The organism is Sphingobium sp. AP49 (assembly GCF_000281715.2).
Classification (GTDB): Bacteria; Pseudomonadota; Alphaproteobacteria; order Sphingomonadales; family Sphingomonadaceae; genus Sphingobium.
On record NZ_CP124576.1, the window covers coordinates 2556002 to 2573259 of the forward strand.

General features: G+C 65.1%; 20 protein-coding genes. 13 read left to right on the top strand and 7 right to left on the bottom strand.

Annotated elements, in window-relative coordinates; all coding sequences use genetic code 11:
• Positions 1–24: 24 nt before the first annotated feature.
• Genes PMI04_RS12260 through PMI04_RS12285 form a run of 6 tightly spaced genes read left to right on the top strand, consistent with a single transcriptional unit; the run spans position 25 to position 6638 of the window.
• Positions 25–1176 carry an acyl-CoA dehydrogenase family protein gene (locus PMI04_RS12260; protein WP_007707194.1) on the top strand — a complete coding sequence of 384 codons (1152 nt, stop codon included), beginning with the start codon at positions 25–27 and terminating at the stop codon, positions 1174–1176.
• Between the two features lie 7 nt (positions 1177–1183).
• A complete protein-coding gene (locus PMI04_RS12265; protein WP_007707197.1) occupies positions 1184–2203 on the top strand; it encodes an NADP-dependent oxidoreductase in 1020 nt (339 codons plus the stop codon).
• 11 nt (positions 2204–2214) lie between these two features.
• Positions 2215–3423 (top strand): CoA transferase, encoded by a 1209-nt coding sequence (locus PMI04_RS12270; RefSeq protein WP_007707200.1) that lies wholly within the window; start codon positions 2215–2217, stop codon positions 3421–3423.
• Complete coding sequence (locus PMI04_RS12275; protein ID WP_007707203.1) at positions 3420–4244, top strand: MaoC family dehydratase N-terminal domain-containing protein; 825 nt, start codon at positions 3420–3422, stop codon at positions 4242–4244. Before PMI04_RS12270 ends, PMI04_RS12275 begins: the two co-directional genes overlap by 4 nt.
• 13 nt (positions 4245–4257) lie before the next feature.
• On the top strand, positions 4258–5412 hold the full coding sequence (locus tag PMI04_RS12280; protein ID WP_007707207.1) for an acyl-CoA dehydrogenase family protein: 1155 nt from the start codon (positions 4258–4260) through the stop codon (positions 5410–5412).
• A 26-nt stretch (positions 5413–5438) separates the two neighbouring features.
• A complete protein-coding gene (locus PMI04_RS12285; RefSeq protein ID WP_007707211.1) occupies positions 5439–6638 on the top strand; it encodes an acetyl-CoA C-acetyltransferase in 1200 nt (399 codons plus the stop codon).
• A 69-nt stretch (positions 6639–6707) separates the two neighbouring features.
• Here the strand turns inward: PMI04_RS12285 and PMI04_RS12290 are convergent, their stop codons facing one another.
• A complete protein-coding gene (locus tag PMI04_RS12290; protein WP_007707215.1) occupies positions 6708–7604 on the bottom strand; it encodes a DMT family transporter in 897 nt (298 codons plus the stop codon).
• Between the two features lie 107 nt (positions 7605–7711).
• On the opposite strand from PMI04_RS12290, the gene PMI04_RS12295 reads away from it, so the two are divergent.
• The 5 genes from PMI04_RS12295 to PMI04_RS12315 all read left to right on the top strand — a co-directional run bounded on the left by PMI04_RS12295 (position 7712) and on the right by PMI04_RS12315 (position 12830).
• A complete protein-coding gene (locus PMI04_RS12295) occupies positions 7712–8098 on the top strand; it encodes a cytochrome c family protein (protein ID WP_007707218.1) in 387 nt (128 codons plus the stop codon).
• Between the two features lie 141 nt (positions 8099–8239).
• Complete coding sequence (locus tag PMI04_RS12300; protein WP_007707222.1) at positions 8240–9493, top strand: CaiB/BaiF CoA-transferase family protein; 1254 nt, start codon at positions 8240–8242, stop codon at positions 9491–9493.
• The gene (locus PMI04_RS12305) at positions 9490–10272 is read left to right on the top strand and encodes an SDR family NAD(P)-dependent oxidoreductase (protein WP_004212325.1); all 783 of its coding nucleotides are present in this window, start codon (positions 9490–9492) and stop codon (positions 10270–10272) included. Before PMI04_RS12300 ends, PMI04_RS12305 begins: the two co-directional genes overlap by 4 nt.
• A gap of 12 nt (positions 10273–10284) precedes the next feature.
• Positions 10285–11151, top strand: coding sequence for an enoyl-CoA hydratase (locus PMI04_RS12310; protein ID WP_007707227.1), 867 nt, complete (start codon positions 10285–10287; stop codon positions 11149–11151).
• The gene (locus PMI04_RS12315) at positions 11148–12830 is read left to right on the top strand and encodes an acyl-CoA dehydrogenase family protein (RefSeq protein WP_007707230.1); all 1683 of its coding nucleotides are present in this window, start codon (positions 11148–11150) and stop codon (positions 12828–12830) included. The genes PMI04_RS12310 and PMI04_RS12315 overlap by 4 nt, the downstream gene beginning before the upstream one ends.
• Positions 12831–12869: 39 nt before the next feature.
• Here PMI04_RS12315 and PMI04_RS12320 read toward each other — a convergent pair whose 3' ends face one another.
• From PMI04_RS12320 to PMI04_RS12330, 3 genes are read right to left on the bottom strand one after another with little or no spacing between them, the layout of a single operon-like run.
• Positions 12870–13217: a DUF2794 domain-containing protein gene (locus tag PMI04_RS12320; protein ID WP_007707233.1), complete on the bottom strand. Its 348-nt coding sequence runs from the start codon at positions 13215–13217 to the stop codon at positions 12870–12872.
• Positions 13217–13933, bottom strand: a complete 717-nt coding sequence (gene epsC, locus PMI04_RS12325; RefSeq protein WP_007707237.1) for a serine O-acetyltransferase EpsC — start codon at positions 13931–13933, stop codon at positions 13217–13219. Before epsC ends, PMI04_RS12320 begins: the two co-directional genes overlap by 1 nt.
• Positions 13923–14132 (bottom strand): hypothetical protein, encoded by a 210-nt coding sequence (locus PMI04_RS12330; protein WP_157178094.1) that lies wholly within the window; start codon positions 14130–14132, stop codon positions 13923–13925. Before PMI04_RS12330 ends, epsC begins: the two co-directional genes overlap by 11 nt.
• Here PMI04_RS12330 and PMI04_RS12335 point away from each other — a divergent pair.
• Both PMI04_RS12335 and PMI04_RS12340 read left to right on the top strand, forming a co-directional pair.
• Positions 14122–14895: a sulfite exporter TauE/SafE family protein gene (locus PMI04_RS12335; protein ID WP_007707241.1), complete on the top strand. Its 774-nt coding sequence runs from the start codon at positions 14122–14124 to the stop codon at positions 14893–14895. The genes PMI04_RS12330 and PMI04_RS12335 overlap by 11 nt on opposite strands.
• 39 nt (positions 14896–14934) lie before the next feature.
• Positions 14935–15864, top strand: coding sequence for a hydrogen peroxide-inducible genes activator (locus PMI04_RS12340; protein WP_007707246.1), 930 nt, complete (start codon positions 14935–14937; stop codon positions 15862–15864).
• A 5-nt stretch (positions 15865–15869) separates the two neighbouring features.
• Here the strand turns inward: PMI04_RS12340 and PMI04_RS12345 are convergent, their stop codons facing one another.
• Genes PMI04_RS12345 through pgsA form a run of 3 tightly spaced genes read right to left on the bottom strand, consistent with a single transcriptional unit; the run spans position 15870 to position 17139 of the window.
• Positions 15870–16313 carry a molybdenum cofactor biosynthesis protein MoaE gene (locus PMI04_RS12345; RefSeq protein WP_007707249.1) on the bottom strand — a complete coding sequence of 148 codons (444 nt, stop codon included), beginning with the start codon at positions 16311–16313 and terminating at the stop codon, positions 15870–15872.
• A complete protein-coding gene (gene moaD / locus PMI04_RS12350; RefSeq protein WP_007707251.1) occupies positions 16310–16570 on the bottom strand; it encodes a molybdopterin converting factor subunit 1 in 261 nt (86 codons plus the stop codon). The genes PMI04_RS12345 and moaD overlap by 4 nt, the downstream gene beginning before the upstream one ends.
• A gap of 5 nt (positions 16571–16575) precedes the next feature.
• Positions 16576–17139 carry a CDP-diacylglycerol--glycerol-3-phosphate 3-phosphatidyltransferase gene (gene pgsA / locus PMI04_RS12355; RefSeq protein WP_007707256.1) on the bottom strand — a complete coding sequence of 188 codons (564 nt, stop codon included), beginning with the start codon at positions 17137–17139 and terminating at the stop codon, positions 16576–16578.
• Between the last annotated feature and the right edge of the window lie 119 nt (positions 17140–17258).

Sequence of the window (17258 nt, forward strand, 5' to 3'; positions counted from 1 at the left end):
AGACAGGATGCGGGAGGACGCGCCGTGGCGGTGCTGAACGACGAACAGACAATGCTGAAGGACATGGCGTCACAATGGGTGCGCGACCGCCTGCCCGTGACCGCGCTGCGCGGCCTGTACGATCATGGCGGCGGCGGCCGCTGCGGATCGGACGGCTATGATGCCGATGCCTGGGCCGAAATGGCGCAGATGGGCTGGTGCGGCATCATCGTGCCGGAAGCCCATGGTGGGGCCGATTTCGGCTATCTCAGCCTTGGCCTGGTGATCGAGGAACTGGGCCGCACCCTGGCCGCCTCGCCGCTCATCAGCTCCGCGCTGGTCGCTGCGTCTGCGCTGCGCCTCGCCGGCACGCAAGAGCAACAGGGCCGCTGGCTGCCGGGCATCGCCGACGGATCGCTGATCGGCACGCTGGCGCTCGACGAAGGGCCGCATCATGCCCCCGAGCGCACCGCACTTGCCGCCACAGCCTCGCACGATGGCTGGAAGCTGTCCGGCACCAAGCGCCCGGTACAGGACGGCATGATCGCCCACCTCGCCATCGTCGCCGCGCGCACCAGCGGCGCGCCGGGCGATCGGGACGGCCTGACCCTGTTCCTGGTGCCGACCGACAGCGCCGGGCTGGAGCGGCAGGCACTCGACCAGATCGACGCTCGTCGCCCGGCTCTCTATCGGCTTGAGGCTGTCAATGTCGCTGTCAACGATGTGCTCGGCGAAGTCGGCAAGGCCGCCGACCTGATCGACGCGATCCGCGACCGGGCCGCGATCGGCATGGCGGCCGAAATGCTGGGCAGCGCGACCCAGGCGTTCGACATCACGCTCGATTATCTCAAGACCCGCGTCCAGTTCGGCGCGATCATCGGCTCCTTCCAGGCGCTGCAGCATCGCGCGGCCGAACTGTTCGGCGAATTGCAGCTGACGCGATCGGCGGTCGAAACCGCGCTGGCGGCGATCGATGCCGATGATCCTGCCCTCCCCGCCCTCGCCTCGCTTGCCAAGGCGACGGCCGGCGAGACGCTGCACCGCATCTCCTCGCAGATGGTCCAACTGCATGGCGGCATCGGCATGACCCATGAACATGATGCCGGCCTTTACCTGAAGCGCGCCCGCGTCGCCGAGCAATGCCATGGCAGCACCGCCTGGCATCGCGAGCGCTGGGCGCGGCTCAATGGCTATTGAGGGGCCGATGACCATGCCATCGCGCGAAATACAGCTGAAACGCCGCCCGGTCGGCGCCCCCGTGGCGGAGGATTTCGCCACCGTCGAGCAGGCTCTTTCGCCGCCCGGCCCCGGCGAGGTCCAGGTCCGCAATCTCTGGATGGCGGTCGATCCGGCAATGCGCGGGCGGATGAGCGACGCCAAAAGCTATGTCCCGCCCTTTGCCCTCGACGCGGCGATGGAAGGGCCGGCGATCGGTGAAGTCATCACCTCCAACGATCCGGCCTTCTCGCCTGGCGATCTGGTCTTTTCCCGGCTTGGCTGGCGTGAAGCGTTCAACGCCCCCGGCGCCGCGCTCCAGCATCGCGATCGCCAGGCACTGCCGCCCCAGGCCTATCTCTGCTTCGCCGGCATGACCGGCCTCACCGCCTATGCCGGCCTCATCCGCATTGCCGAATTGCAGCCGGGCGACACCGTCTTCGTGTCGGCAGCGTCCGGCGCGGTCGGATCGATCGCCTGCCAGATCGCCCGCAACATGGGGTGCAAGGTGATCGGATCGGCCGGCGGCCCGGACAAGACCGCCTTCCTGCGCGATGTGCTGAAGGTCGACGCCGCGATCGACTACAAGGCGGAGCCGAACCTCACCAAGGCCCTCGCCCGCGAAGTCAAGGCGATCGGCGCCAGCGGCATCGACGTCTATTTCGACAATGTCGGCGGCGATCATCTGCAGGCCGCTCTGTCGCTCGCCAATGATTTCGCGCGCTTCGCCATCTGCGGCATGATCTCGCAATATAATGTCACCGACGCGCCGACCGTGCCGCGCAACCTCACCATGTTGATGACCAAGCGCATCCGCATGCAGGGCTATATCGCGCTCGACCATATGGATCTGGAGGCGGAGATGCTGGAACGCATGACCGCCTGGAACCAGGCCGGCCAGATGGCCTCGGCCGAAACCGTCTATGACGGCATCGACAAGGCGCTCGACGCCTTCTGGGGCCTGTTCTCGGGCGCCAATATCGGCCGCACCATGGTCAGACTGGGCTAGGGGGAATATCCATGTACGACATGCTCAAGGGCCTGCGCGTGGTCGAAGGTGCCGCCTTCATCGCCGGGCCGTCCTGCGGCCTGCACCTGGCACAGATGGGGGCGGAGGTGATCCGTTTCGACGCCATCGGTGGCGGCCCGGACTATCGCCGCTGGCCGGTCGCCCCCTCCGGGGCCAGCCTCTATTGGGAGGGCCTCAACAAGGGCAAGAAATCGATCGCGATCGACCTTGGCCGTCCCGAAGGACGCGAACTGGCGGTCGCCATCGCCACCGCGCCGGGCGACAATGCCGGCCTGTTCCTCACCAACTATCCGGTCAAGGGCTTCCTCAGCCATGACGCGCTGGTCGCGCGCCGCGCCGATATCATCAGCGTCCGGGTGATGGGCTGGGCCGATGGATCGCCGGCGGTCGATTATACCATCAACGCCGCCGCCGGCGTGCCGATGATGACCGGCCCGGCCGACGATGACCGTCCGGTCAACCATGTCCTGCCGGCCTGGGATTTGCTGGGCGGCGCCTATGCCGCCTTTGCCATGACGTCCGCCCTGCTGCGCCGGCGCGCGACCGGCCAGGGCGCGGAAATCCGCGTGCCCCTGTCAGACCTCGCAGCCTCAACCCTGTCGCATCTCGGCTCCGTCGCCGAAGTGCTGTCAGCTGGCGACCGGCCGCGCATGGGCAATGACCTGTTCGGCGCCTTCGGCCGGGATTTCCTGACCGCCGACGGCAAGAGGCTGATCGTCGTTGCCATCACCCCGCGCCAATGGACCGGTCTTCTCAAGACGCTGGACCTTGGCGAAGCGATCGCCGCGATCGAGGGCGAAACGGGTGCCAACTTCGCCAGGAATGAAGGCGCCCGCTTCACCCACCGCGCCCACCTCTTCCCGCTGTTCGAAGCCGCCTTCGCCGCACGCAGTAGCGATGCCTTGAAGCCCGCTTTCGACGCGGGCGGCGTCACCTGGGGCGAATATCAGTCGCTGCATCAGGCCGTGACGCAGGACGAACGGCTGTTCACCGCCAATCCGCTGTTCGAGACGATCGCCCATCCCAGCGGCCTCACCTACCCCACATCCGGCCCGGCCGGCACGCTGGCTGGCGAGGCCCGCGGCGCCGTTGGCACGGCCCCGCGCCTTGGCGAGCATAGCGACCAGATATTGAGCGAGCTGCTGGGGCTCGACAGCGGCGCGATCGGCCGCCTCCATGACGAAGGACTGGTCGCATGACCCTTTCCCCATCCGATATTGCCCATTGGCAGACATGGGTCGGCAGGACGGAGAGCCGGACCGAAATGCTCGACCGGGAAGCGCTGCGCCGCTTCGCCGCCGCCATTGGCGAGCCGCTCGATGTCGAGGCGGTCCAGCCCTCGCTGGCCCATTGGGCCTTTTTCCTGCCGGTGGCCGCCGCCGACCAGATCGGCCCGGACGGACATCCCAAACGCGGCGGTTTCCTGCCGCCGATCAGCCTGCCGCGCCGCATGTTCGCCGCCGCCGAGATGCAGTTTCATGCCCCGCTGATGCTCGACTGGGAAGCGACCCGCACCTCGACCGTGCTCGACATCGCCCACAAGAGCGGCCGCAGCGGCGAGCTTGTCCTCGTGAAGGTCGGCCACAGTATCGTCCAGGCCGATCGCGAACGGGTGAGCGAGGTGCAGACCATCGTCTATCGCGACACCGGCGCGCCGACGCCCGCGATCGTCCCCGCCGCCTTTGACGCCGCGCCCGATGATGTGAACTGGGCGCCCAGCAGCGTCGACCTCTTCCGTTTTTCGGCCGTCACCTTCAACAGCCATCGCATCCATTATGACCTGCCCTATGCGACCGGCGAGGAGGGCTATCCCGGCCTGGTGATCCACGGCCCCTTCACCGCTGCCAGATTGTTCGGTCACGCCCGGCGCGGCGGCCGCAGCCCGACCCGCTTCGCCTTCCGCGCGGTCGCGCCGGTCTTTGCCGACCAGCCGGTATTGCTGCGCGAGGATGAAGCCGGCCGCTGCCGTGCGATCCGCTGCGACGGCAGCGACGCGATGGTCGCCGACATCGGATATTGAGAGGAGATTTTTCATGGACGCCGAGACGTTCGACCTGTTCCGCACCACCGTCCGCCGCTTCGTCAGCGAAAAGCTGATCCCGGCCGAGGACGCCGTGGAGGAAGCGGATGCCGTTCCCGAAACCATCATCCAGCAGATGCGCGACATGGGCCTGTTCGGCCTGTCGGTGCCGGAAGAGTTTGGCGGCATCGGCTGCACCATGGCGGAGGAAGCGGCGATCATCCGCGAGATCACCCGCGCGTCCATCGTCTTCCGCTCCGTCATCGGCACTACCGTCGGCATCGGCAGCCAGGGCATCGTCATGGATGGGACCGAAGAACAGAAGCGCGAATGGCTGCCCAAATTCGCCACCGGTGAAGCGATCGCCAGCTTCGGCCTGACCGAGCCGGAGGCCGGGTCCGACGCCGGTTCGCTGCGCACCGTCGCCATCCGCGACGGCGATACTTACCGCATCACCGGCACCAAGCGCTTCATCACCAACGCGCCGCGCGCCAGCGTCTTCACCCTGATGGCCCGGACCGAACCGGACGTGAAGGGCGCGGCCGGCATTTCCGCTTTCATCCTGCCCGCCGGCACCCCCGGCATCAGCTTCGGCAAGCCCGACAAGAAAATGGGGCAGAAAGGGTCGATCACCACTGACGTGATCCTGGATGACGTCGTCGTGCCGGCCGCCAACATCATCGGCGGCGTGCCCGGTCGCGGTTTCAGGACCGCGATGAAGGTGCTGGATCGCGGCCGCATCCACATCGCCGCAGTCGCACTCGGCCAGTGCCAGCGGCTGATCGACATGGCCCTGCAATATGCGATGGAACGCAAGCAGTTCGGCCAGCGCATCGCCGATTTCCAACTGGTCCAGGCGATGCTCGCCGACATGAAGGTCGACATGCTGACGACCGAGGCGCTGATGCAGTCGGTCGCCGCCAAGTTCGACGCCGGCGAGCCGGTCAGCCTGGAATGCGCTGCGCTCAAATATTACGCGTCCGAAGCCGTCGGCCGGATCGCCGATCGCGCCGTCCAGATCTATGGCGGCGCCGGCTATATGGCCGAGTATAAGGTCGAGCGCTTCTATCGCGATGTCCGGCTGCTGCGCATCTATGAGGGCACCAGCCAGATTCAGCAGACCATCATCGCCAAGCAGATGATCCGCCAGGCCGAAGCAGCCGCCTGACCCTCCCCATTCGCAAAGGACATCGCATGCGCAGAGCCGCCATTGTCGCCCCCATTCGCACCGCCGTCGGCAAATATGGCGGTTCTCTGAAATCCTTCAGCGCCGGCGATCTGGGCGCGGTCATCATCAAGGCGCTGATGGAGCGCACCAAGATCGATCCCGAACGGATCGACGATGTCGTCTTCTCCCAGGGCTATGGCAATGGCGAGGCGCCCTGCATCGGCCGCTGGTCGGCGCTGGCCGCCGGCCTGCCCGAGAGCATCCCCGGCGTTCAGCTCGACCGGCGCTGCGGTTCGGGACTTCAGGCGGTGATCGACGCGGCCATGCGGATCCAGACCGGCGCCGCCGACATCGTCGTCGCCGGCGGGGTCGAGAGCATGTCCAATGTCGAATATTATTCGATGGACCATCGCTGGGGCGCCCGCTCCGGATCGACCCAGTTCCATGACCGCCTGACCCGCGGCCGCATCATGTCGCAGCCGATCGCCCGCTATGGCATCATCAGCGGCATGATCGAGACGGCGAACAATCTCGCCAAGGATTATGACATCAGCCGCGAGGCCTGCGACGAATATGCCGCGATGAGCCATCGGCGCGCCACAGCCGCCTGGGCCGCCGGCAAGTTCGACGACGAACTGGTCCCGGTCGCCGTGCCCCAGCGCAAGGGCGATCCGCTGATCTTCGCCATGGATGAGGGCATTCGTGCCGACGCCACGCCGGAATCGCTTGCGCTCCTGAAGCCGATCGAGAAGGACGGCGTGGTCACCGCCGGCAATGCCAGCCAGCAGAATGACGCCGCCGCCGCCTGCCTGGTGGTCGCGGAAGACAAGCTGGAGGAACTGGGCCTGGAACCCATGGCCTGGCTGCACAGCTGGGCGGCGGCGGGCTGCGATCCCTCGCGCATGGGAATCGGTCCGGTGCCGGCGGTCGAAAAGCTGTTCGCCCGCAATGGCCTTGGCTGGAACGACATCGATCTGGTGGAACTCAACGAAGCCTTTGCGCCGCAGGTTCTGGCCTGCCTCAAGGGCTGGAACTGGGACGATCGCGACAAGCTCAACGTCAACGGATCGGGCATTTCGCTCGGCCATCCGATCGGCGCGACCGGCGGACGCATCCTCGCCAATCTGCTGCGCGAGCTGCAGCGGCGCGACGGTCGCTATGGCCTGGAAACCATGTGTATCGGTGGTGGTCAGGGCCTGGCCGCCATCTTCGAACGGGCGGTCTGACCACCGCTCTTCAAAAGCCCCCCTGGGCCGGCGTCGAGGCATGCGACGCCGGCCCATTTTTTTTTGCGCTCAGTCGACCGGCCTGCGATCGGGCGAGAAGGCGATGATCGTCACGCCCAGCAGCGCCACCGTCCCACCCGCAATCATGCCGATGGTGATCGGCGTGCCGAAATAGAGCGAGGCAAAGACCGTCGACATCACTGGCGACGCCAGCATCAGCGGCATGATGGTCGAGATCGGATAGCGTTGCAGCAGCCAGGCCAGCGTTCCCTGCCCCAGCACCGTTGCGCCCAGGCAGGAAAAGGCGAACCAGCCGGTCGGCGCCCAGCCGACATGGGCCAGCCCGGCAATCGCCGGCCGCTCGAAGATCAGCGCAAAGGGCGCCAGCACCGCCGCGCCCATCAGGCCGTTCCACGCCTGGCCGTTCATCACGCTCACCCCGGTCAGCTTGCGCTGCACCAAGGTCGCGCCGCCCCACACCATCGCCGCGCAGGCCATGACCAGCACGGCAGGCACCTCCGCCAGGATATGCGGGTCGAACACCAGCGCCACGACCCCGGCAAAGGCCAGCAGCACGCCGACAATCTTGCGCCAGTTGAGCCTTTCGCCCAGCAGCAGCGCGCCCAGCAGCAGCGAGAAGGGTACGCTGAGTTGCCCGGCGATCGCCAGCGCCCCGACATTGGTCGCCATGAACAGGGCCAGGTTCAGCAGCAGCAGGAACAGCCCGCCATTGAGGAAACCATAGAGCATCAGCCAGCCGGTCCGGCCCGGCAGCGGACGCAGCGCCGGCGCACAGATCAGGAAGACCGTCCCCATCCGCAGCGCCACCGACAATAGCGGCGCGGTCGCGTCCACCACCACCTTCATCGCGATCACGTTGAGCGCGAACATGATGTTCACCAGCAAGGCCAGCGCCATGCCGCCCGGCCCGAACCGATGGTTCGCCATGGGTTCGCCATCGGCCATTTCCGCATCCTTCCCGCTTAAACCGCCGTTCAGACTCAGACGGCTATTGGCATATTTATGCACACTGGTATAGAATTTAGCCAGAGAAGAAGGAAAGAGGAATCGGGATGTCGATGAAGCATGTTTCGCGGGTGATGATGTTCGCTATGGCGGTCGCTGCCACCGGCCCGGCGCTGGCCCAGGCGGGCGATGCGACCAAGGGCAAGGCGGTCTTCGCCCGCTGCGCCGTCTGTCATTCGGTCGATCCGGGCGTGAAGAAGCTCGGCCCTTCGCTCTCGGGCGTATTCGGGCGCACGTCGGGCACCGTCCCCGGCTTCACTTACTCCCCGGCGATGCAGAAGGCCAAGATCCGCTGGGACGCCAAGTCGCTTGACGGCTTCCTCGCCAAGCCCAGCACTGCCGTCCCGGGCAGCCGCATGGTCTTTGCCGGCCTGCCCAACCCGGCCGATCGCGCCAACCTGCTCGCCTATCTCGCCGGCGCCACCAAGAAATGACCTGAAAAGTATCCTATAGTGCAATAATTCTTGCCCTCCATTCCTGCACCCGCTATCAGAATCATCAACCGATGCAGCAGATAGGCGGGGACAGGAGCGGATGGCGATGACAGCGGTCATGACGGACAAGGTGGGCAGCCGATGAGCGGCCGCGCTCTAGAAGGGATCAAGGTTCTCGACCTGTCGCGCGTGCTTGCGGGGCCATGGTCGACCCAGATACTCGCGGACTTCGGTGCCGACGTCATCAAGATCGAACTGCCCGGCCATGGCGACGATACCCGCGCCTGGGGGCCGCCCTTCCTGACCGGCGCCGACGGCAAGCCGGAAATCGGCACCAGCGCCTATTATCTCTCCTGCAACCGCAACAAGCGCTCCGCCGCGATCAATCTGGCGACGCCGCAGGGCGCAGAGTTGATCCGCCGGCTGGCGGCGGAAGCCGACATATTGGTCGAGAATTTCAAGGTCGGGGGGCTCAGCAAATATGGCCTCGACTATGCCAGCCTGAAGGCGATCAACTCGCGCCTCATCTATTGCTCGATCACCGGCTTCGGCCAGACCGGCCCCTATGCCGACCGGGGCGGCTATGATTTCGTCGCCCAGGGCATGGGCGGATTCATGAGCATCACCGGCGAAGAAGATGGCGGCCCGCTGCGCGCCGGCGTCGCCATGGCAGACCTGTCGACCGGCATGTTCGCCACCGTCTCCATCCTCGCCGCCCTGCGCCATGCCGAACGCACGGGCGAGGGCCAGCAGATCGACGTGTCGCTGCTCGATACCCAGATCGCCATGCTCGCCAATCAGGGGATGAACTGGCTGGTCGGCGGCATCGTGCCGGGGCGCCTGGGCAATCGCCATCCCACCGTCGTCCCCTACAAGACGTTCGAGGTCGCCGACGGCATGATGATCATCGCGATCGGCAATGATCGCCAGTTCCGCGCCTTCTGCACGGAAATGGGCCATGCGGAACTGGGCACCGATCCGCTCTACGCCACCAGCGCCCAGCGCCTCATCAACCGCGACGCGATCGAGGCGAAGGTGCAGGAGATCGTCCGCCCCTTCGCCCGCGACGACCTGATGGCGCGCTTCGTCGCTGCGGGCGTCCCCGCCGGTCCGGTCAACAGCATCCAGGACGTGTTCGAGGATCCGTTCATCGACGCCCGCCAGACCGTCCATCGCTATCGCCGGGAAGAGGATGGGGTCGAGATCCCGACCGTCGCCTATCCCGGCAAGCTGTCGGCGACACCAGCCGATTATCGTCACTGCCCGCCACGCGTGGGCGAACATAGCCGCGAAATATTGGGGGAATGGCTCGGCCTCGACGACGGCGCGCTCGACGCGCTGACGAACGACGGCGCGATCGCTCAACGCCCCGTGAAGGAGAGGACACAGGCATGAAAATCGACCAGGGAGTGGCCGCCATCGTCACCGGCGGGGCATCGGGTCTGGGTGAGGCGACGGCCCGCGCCATCGCGGCGCAGGGCGCCAAGGTCGCGCTGTTCGACTTCAACGAGGAAACCGGGACGAAGGTCGCAGCGGACATCGGCGGCACCTTCTGCAAGGTCGATGTCACCGACGAGGCCTCGGTCGATGCCGGCTTTGCCAAGGCGCGCGCCGCCCATGGCCAGGAGCGTATCCTGGTCAATTGCGCGGGCACCGGCAATGTCATCAAGACTGCCAGCCGCGACCGCGAGACCGGCGAGATCAAGGCCTTCCCGACCGACCAGTTCGAACGGATCATCCAGATCAACCTGATCGGCACCTTCCGCTGCTGCGCCAAGTCGGCCGCCGGCATGCTGAGCCTCGATCCGCTGGAGGACAAGGCGCGCGGCGTCATCATCAACACCTCCAGCGCGGCGGCGGTCGACGGCCAGATCGGCCAGGCGGCCTATTCCGCGTCGAAGGGCGGCATCGTCAGCCTGACCCTGCCGATGGCGCGCGACCTGATGGGCGAAGGCATCCGCGTCAACGCGATCCTGCCCGGCATTTTCGACACGCCGCTGATGGCGCGGGCCAGCGACAAGGTGCGCGATGCGCTGTCGGCCACCGTCCCCTTCCCCAAGCGTTTCGGCAAGCCCGAGGAGTTTGCCGCGATGGCGCTGGCGATGATCGAGAATGACTATTGGAACGGCGAATATGTGCGGCTCGACGGTGGCCTGCGCATGCCGCCGCGCTGAGGGAGAAGGACGATGTCCGAAGAAGCGCAGCCCGAATTCGTGACCTACAATGTGGTGGACGGCGTCGCCTGGGTGATGCTGAACCGCCCCCAATATGGCAATGCCCAGAATTACCGGCTGCTCGGCCAGCTTGACGATGCCTTCAAGCGCGCGGTCGAGGATGACGGGGTCAAGGTGATCGTGCTCGGTGGCGAGGGCAAGCATTTCTCCGCCGGCCATGACATCGGCACCCCGGACAAGGACAGCCACATGCCGCGCACGCGCACCAGCATGTGGTGGGACCACCTGAACAAGGGCGGCGCGGAACGCCAATATGTGCTGGAACAGGACGGCTATCTGGGCCTGTGCCGACGCTGGGCCGACATCCCCAAGCCGATGATCGCCATGGTGCAGGGCGCCTGCATCGCCGGCGGGCTGATGCTGGCTTGGGTCTGCGACCTCATCATCGCATCAGAAGATGCCTTCTTCCAGGATCCGGTGCAGCGCATGGCCCAGCCGGGGGTCGAATATTTCGCCCATGCCTTCGAACTGCCGACACGCGTCGCGCGCGAACTGCTGCTGCTCGGCCGCCGCATGCCGGCCCAGCGCGCCTATAATTTCGGCATGGTGAACGAAATTTTCCCGCGCGAGACGCTGCGCGAGGAAGTGGCCAAGATCGCCGCCGAAATCGCCCAGCATGAACGGTTCGGCCTGGCCCTGACCAAGCAGGCGTTCAACTTCGTCGAGGATGCGCGCGGCAAGCGGCAGGTGATGGACAGCGTGTTCCACATGCACCATCTCGCCCATGCCCATAATCAGCTGATGACCGGCAATCTGGTCGGCGGGCTGGATGCCAAGGCGATGGCATCGGCCAACAAGAAGCAGGCGGGGGAAGGATGAGCGCGACCATGGAGATGGACAAGAATATCCTGGTCCTGCCCGATCTGCCGGCGCTGCTGTCCGGCGCAGCCGATGCCGCGCACGCCTTCGTCGCCGCCGCCCGCCCGCATGTGAAGGCGCGGATATGCAGCGAAAGCGGCAAGGTCGATCGCGTCCTCGCCGATGTCGAGCAGCATGTCGTCCACGGCTTTGGCTGGTTCGCCGCCTATGCCGAAATGCTGCGCGAAGTCGCCAGTTGGGCGGCCAGTCTCGACGCGCAGGGCAGCTTTGGCGAGATAGAGGCGCTGCTCGCCCAGTTGCTCTTCGCCGAATATGGCGCGCAGATGCTGAGCGGCATCCCGATGAACCAGGGCGAGGTGATCCGCCCTACCGACCTGACCGACGATCTGTCCGCGCTCGACGCCCCGGCCCTGCGCACCCTCATTCGCAGCGGCGGTGGCCAAGCGGTGAAGAGCGCGATTGCCGGTCATCTGGCCGATGCGCGGGGCCGGGCGACGCTGGAAAATTGCGGCCTCGACGAAATGTTCGACATGGTGCGCGATCAGTTCTTCGCTTTGTCGAACGAGAAGGTCGCCCCCTTCGCCCATGAATGGCATCTCAAGGACGAACTCATCCCGCTGCCGCTGGTCCAGGAACTGGGCGAGATGGGCGTGTTCGGCATGACCATTCCCGAGGAATTTGGCGGCCTTGGCATGGGCAAGACCGCGATGTGCGTCGTGTCGGAAGAATTGTCCCGCGGCTGGATCGGCGTCGGCAGTCTCGCCACCCGGTCGGAAATCGCCGCAGAACTGATCCTGACCGGCGGCACCCCCGAGCAGAAGGCCCATTGGCTGCCGCAGATCGCCAATGCCGCGATCCTGCCGACCGCCGTCTTCACAGAGCCTGACACCGGCTCCGATCTTGGCGCGCTGCGCACCCGCGCGACGCTTGCCGATGGCGAATATCGGGTCAGCGGCAACAAGACCTGGATCACCCATGCCGCCCGCGCCGACGTGATGACCCTGCTGGTCCGCACCGATCCCGACACCCGCAATTATAGCGGCCTGTCCATGCTGATCGCGCCCAAGCAGCGCGGCACGGTCGACGCCCCCTTCCCCACGCCGGGCATGAGCGGCGGCGAGATCGAGGTGATCGGCTATCGCGGCATGAAGGAATATGAGATCGGCTTCGACGATTTCCGCGTGCCGGCTGCTAATCTGCTCGGCGGGGTCGAGGGTCAAGGCTTCAAGCAGTTGATGGCGACCTTCGAGAGCGCCCGTATCCAGACCGCCGCCCGCGCCATCGGCGTCGCCCAGGCGGCGCTCGACATCGGCCTTTCCTATGCGCTCGACCGCAAGCAGTTCGGCCGGCCGATCTTCGACTTCCCCCGCGTCGCCAACAAGCTGGCGATGATGGCGGCGGAGATCATGGGCGGGCGCCAGCTCACCTATTTCGCCGCCCGGCGCAAGGATGAGGACCAACGCTGCGATCTGGAAGCCGGCATGGCCAAGCTGATCGGCGCGCGGGTCGCCTGGGCTGCGGCCGACAATGCGCTGCAGATCCATGGCGGCAACGGCTTCGCCACCGAATATCAGGTCAGCCGCCTGCTGGCCGACGCGCGCATCCTCAACATTTTCGAGGGCGCCGGCGAAATTCAGGCCCAGGTTATCGCCCGCCGCCTGCTCGACGAAGGCAATTGATGGGAAGGCTCCGTTCCGGCTCGTGCGCCGGGACGGTCCCTATTCCTCGACGATGCGCATCAGCTTGCGTTCGACCGGGGCCAGCACGCCCTGCAATTCCTGCCCGCGCTTGAGGACATGGCCCGCCTCACCTACCAGCGCCCACATGCCCTGACGGTTGCGCAAGGCCGGCCGTTTCTCGATGCGATATTCGGGCCGCTCGGCCGATCGGCGAAAGGCGGAGAAGATCGCCGCCTCACGCCCCATATCCATGGCATAGTCGCGCCAGTGACCGGCGGCCACCATGCGCCCGTATAAATCCATGATCCGCTGCAATTCCAGCCTGTCGAACCCGACCTGGCCCTGCTGCTGGCCATTGGGTGTGGGGAACGGCGTCACATTGGACATCAGGCCCGGCCGCGCTCCTTGAACATGGCCAGGTCATCCGCCGGCAACGCGGGCTTCTGCTTTTCCGCGAGCAATTCGGCCAATCGCTTCTGCAACTGCTCGATTTCGCACTGGAGCATTTCCAATTTCTGCTTTTCCGGATCGAAACAGTCCGAGCATGGCGTGCCATAGGGCAGGAAGTCGCGCTGATAGGCGGTAACGTCGACCAGCATGGCGCGGGCCGGGATGCCGACCATCGTCGCGCCCTCGGCCACGTCCTTGGTCACCACAGCATTGGCGCCGACGCGCGCGCGCGCGCCGACATGGATCGGTCCCAGCACCTGCGCGCCGGACCCGACGATCACGCCGTTCGCCAGCGTCGGATGCCGCTTGCCGGCAATGCCGTTGGCCGGATCCGTGCCGCCCAGCGTCACATTCTGATAGAGCGTCACATCATCACCGATCACCGCCGTTTCGCCGATCACGGTAAAGCCATGGTCGATAAAGAAACGCCGGCCGATCTGTGCCCCGGGATGAATGTCGTTGCCGGTCAGGAAGCGCGAAAGGTGATTGATCGCACGCGCCATGAAGTAGAAGCGTGCCCGATAGAGCCGATGCGCCACCCGATGAAAGGCCAGCGACCAGACGCCTGGATAAAGCAGGATTTCCGCGCGCGACCGCGGCGCAGGGTCGCGTGACTTGACCGAATCCAGATAGGCGATGAGGTTACGCAGCATCGAAACGTCCCTGAACAGGCCCGCCCAATCGACGTGCCCCTTTTTCCCTGTTGATCACAACATAGAGATAAAGCGGCGATTTTTCCAGAGAGCGCGGTATTTCGCCTTCATTCAGCAAAACAGAAACTTGCTTGGCAGCGCGATATATTCCAATCATTGCAGTAGACAATTCAAGCAAAGGTTTGTGGATGATCGACACTCTCATCGCCCATTTCGATGAAATCTTGCCCTTCATCCTCATCGGCTTCGGCGCGCAGATTATCGACGGTGCGCTGGGCATGGCCTATGGCGTGATCTCCAGTACCCTGCTGCTCGCCATGGGCGTGCCGCCCAGCCGCGCATCGGCCAGCGTGCACGCGGCGGAAACCTTCACCACAGGTGTCTCGGCCATCAGCCATATTCTCCATCGCAATGTCGACTGGGGCCTGTTCGCCCGCCTCGTCATCCCCGGGGTGATTGGTGGCGTGGCCGGTGCCTATCTGCTCTCCAATATCGACGGCGCGATCATCAAACCCTTCGTCCAATTCTATCTTGCCGGGATCGGTGTCTATCTTATCTGGCGCGGTTTCCATTTCCCGCCGCACAGCAAGAGCCCGAAATGGGTGGCCCCGCTTGGCCTGGTCGGCGGCTTCATGGATGCTTCGGGCGGCGGGGGCTGGGGGCCGGTCGTGACCTCCAACCTGCTGATCCAGGGATCGAGTCCGCGGCACACCATCGGCACAGTCAACAGCGTCGAATTCATCCTGACCCTGTCGATCAGCCTGACCTTCCTGTTCCACCTCGGCTGGGAAACCTTCACCACCTACACTATCGGCCTACTCATTGGCGGCGTGGTTGCCGCCCCCTTCGGCGCCATGCTGGCCCGCCATGTGGCACCTAAGGTCCTGTTCGTGGCGGTCGGCATCATCCTCACCCTGACGTCCGCCTTCGGCGTTGCCAAATGGCTTGGATATATCGGATAAAACGCTTATATCTGGATTTCTAATTCAGGAATCCGATCAATGTCGAATTACATGCCCACGCTCAAACAGCTGCAATATCTCGTTGCGCTGAAGGAACATGGCCATTTCGGTAAGGCCGCCGACAGTTGTTATGTCACCCAATCAACCCTGTCGGCGGGCATCCGCGAACTGGAATCGTTGATCGGCGTGACCTTGGTCGAACGGACCCGCCGTGTCGTCCGCTTCACGGCACTGGGCGACCGTATCGTGGAAAAGGCGCATCGCGTCCTGCGCGAGGCGGAGGAACTCGCTGCCATCGCCGAAGCATCGGGCAAGCCGTTGACGGGCGAACTGCGCATGAGCGTCATCCCGACGATCGCCCCCTTTTTGTTGCCACGTCTTCTGCCGCGCCTGCGCGCGGACCGGCCGGAGTTGAAGCTCTATTTGCGTGAGGAAACCACGCAGGCGGCGATTGATTCGCTGCGCCACGGCAATGTCGATTGCGTGCTGATGGCCCTGCCCTATCCGACCGGCGAACTGGACAGCGAGATCCTGTTCCAGGATCCGCTCTACGTGGCTTTCCCCCGCGACGATCCGACCAATCCGCCCGAATGGATCAAGCCGGAGATGATCGACGAGAACAAACTGCTGCTGCTGGAGGACGGGCATTGCCTGAAGGACCATGCGCTCGCCGCCTGCAACCGTCCGGACCTGCGCGCAAGCGCGACGATGATGGGCACTTCGCTCCATACGCTGATCCAGATGGTCGACAATGGCCTTGGAGTCACCATGCTGCCCGAAATGGCGCTGGCCGGCGGCATATTGGAACATACCAACATCACCGCACGCCCGCTTCAATCCGATCATGCCTGGCGCGATATCGCGCTTGTCTGGCGCAAGAACAGTCCGCGCGAGAAGGAATTCCATCTGCTGGCAGAGATATTGCGCGATGCGTCTAACCATCCGACGATCACCGCCAACGCGGCCTGACTCGTCTAGCGATCCCAGTCCCGTATCCTGGCATCGTCTTCCGACCGGGGCGCTATCCATTCCCCCGCGCGATCAGCATGATGCGCCTTCTTCCAAAAGGGCGCACACGATTTCAGCCAGTCGATAAGGAAGGCGCAGCTTTCCAGTGCTGCCACCCGGTGGCGGGATGTGGTGCCGACAAAGACGATCCGCTCACCCGGAACCAGCCGTCCATGGCGATGCAGGATGGACAGGCCCAGCAGAGGCCAGCGTGCCAACGCCATGTCCGCAATGCGTTCGACCTGAATCTGCGTCATGGCGGGATAATGTTCCAGTTCCAGCGCGATCAGGTCACCCTCTGCGCGCACTATACCGGTAAAGCTTGCCACAGCGCCACCGCCCAACGCCTCCAGCGCCGCCAGTTCGGCCCCGACATCAAAGTCCGCCGCCTGGATGGCGATCCGCTTCACCCGCCGGTGACCGGAGGAAACAACGCAAGCTCTCGCGCGCTGCCTATCAATGCATCCAGTCCGACAAATTGCTGGTCCAACGCAGCCCGCAGCCGGGCCGGATCGCCCAGCGCCTCGGCATAGCCCCCACCACGGGCCGCCAGCCGTGCAACCAGTGCGCCGACCGTCTCCTTCTGCGCCACGGACTCAAGACGCTCCTCGTCCAGGCCGATGGCTTCACGCACCCATGCGAAATAGACCAGCGTCAATCCCGTCATATCGATCAATCCATGTGCTTGATGCCGACGCGCAGATAATCCCACCCGGTGATCAGCGTCAAAATGGCGGCTGCCCACAGGGTGACGATACCCACGCTCTGCACGAACGGGAATTGTGGCACCGCACCGGCCAGGATCAGCGCACCCAGCGCGACGATCTGGAAAGTGGTCTTCCACTTCGCCAGACGCGATACCGGGACCGATACCTGAAGCCCGGCGAGAAATTCGCGCAGCCCCGACACCGCGATCTCGCGCAGCAGGATGATCATCGCGGCCGCGATATGGATTCCCATGATGTCGCGCGTTGCGGCCAGCATCAGGATCACCGCGCCGACCATGATCTTGTCCGCGATCGGGTCCAGAAACACCCCCAGCTTCGACACCGCGCCCTGCGCCCGCGCCAGATAGCCGTCAAAATAGTCGGTGACGCCCATCAGGCAATATAGTGCAAAGGCCAGTGCATAGCCGGTGGTCCAGCGCGCGCCCATCTCTCCCGGCCATAGCAGGGCAACGAGCAACGGCACGGTGATGATGCGCGAAAGCGTCAGCAAATTGGGAAGCGTCAGCATCTGGGCGAACTGCCACAGTCAGGCATCGCGCACAAGCTGTGCGAGCCGGCATATGCACAGGAAATTGGACAGGCCCGCCTGCAACGGCTAGACCGCCCCCCGGTCGTCCACAGCGAAAA